At 43.4% G+C, this 1,016-nt stretch carries 1 protein-coding gene; it reads left to right on the forward strand.

What is annotated here, in order from left to right; all coding sequences use genetic code 11:
• Positions 1–103 precede the first annotated feature (103 nt).
• A complete protein-coding gene (locus HC752_RS24235) occupies positions 104–1,003 on the forward strand; it encodes an IS982 family transposase (RefSeq protein WP_190337734.1) in 900 nt (299 codons plus the stop codon).
• The last annotated feature ends 13 nt before the right edge of the window (positions 1,004–1,016 follow it).

Consider the following 1,016-nt stretch of genomic DNA (forward strand, 5'->3'; position numbering starts at 1 on the left):
ACCTGAGTTCTGGATAAGAAATTAAACCAATAGCGGAACTCATTGCTCGTTCCTCGATCTGATCATTCGACCAAAAGTGAACAGACACCAACAAGGAACGAGCATGGACAAACTAATTGAAACCTTCTGTGATGTCGATGACTTCTGTCAGTTGTTTATAGAGCAGTGGCAACAGCAACTCATCGAAACTGGAAAACGTAAGCGCCGCAGGGACTGCAAGCTTTCTCCTTCAGAGATAATGACAATCCTTATTCATTTTCATCAATCGCATTACCGAGATTTCAAGAACTACTATTTGCTCTATGTGTGCCGCCATTTGACCCGTTATTTCCCTAAGCTTCTAAGTTACACAAGGTTCCTTGGAATGACCGCTAGCGTGGGGGTGCCAATGTGCTGTTATCTGACATCAAAGTTAGGCAAACCAACGGGGATCCAATTCGTAGACTCGACCAAGATTGAAGTTTGCCACATCATCAGAGCCAAAAGAAACAAAGTGTTTGAAGGCGTAGCATGCCACGGCAAAGGGACAATGGGCTGGTCATTTGGTTTCAAGCTTCATCTAATCATCAACCATTTAGGTGAGATTGTTGCCCTCAAACTAACCAAAGGAAATGAGGATGACAGGAAGCCAGTGCCGGATATGGCTAATAGTCTGTGGGGTAAGCTATATGGAGATAAAGGATACATCAGCAAAGCCCTTACGGGGGAGTTGCTGGACAAGGGAGTCGAACTCATTACTACAATTCGTAAGAACATGAAGAAAAAATTCATTTCACTGTGGGATAGAGCCTTACTGAAGAAGCGTTTTATAATCGAGACGGTGAATGATCAGTTAAAGAACATCTCGTATATTGAACACTCACGACACCGCAGCATGCATGGTTTTATTTTGAATCTATTGGGAGGATTGATAGCCTATTGCCTGAAAGATGAGAAGCCCCACTTAGATCTAACAGCTCAAGAGCTTGAGCTGTTAGAAAGTAATGGCATCACGACGGCTTAACCAGATCTGAGGT

Source organism: Vibrio sp. S9_S30 (assembly GCF_014694455.1).
Taxonomy (GTDB): domain Bacteria; phylum Pseudomonadota; class Gammaproteobacteria; order Enterobacterales; family Vibrionaceae; genus Vibrio.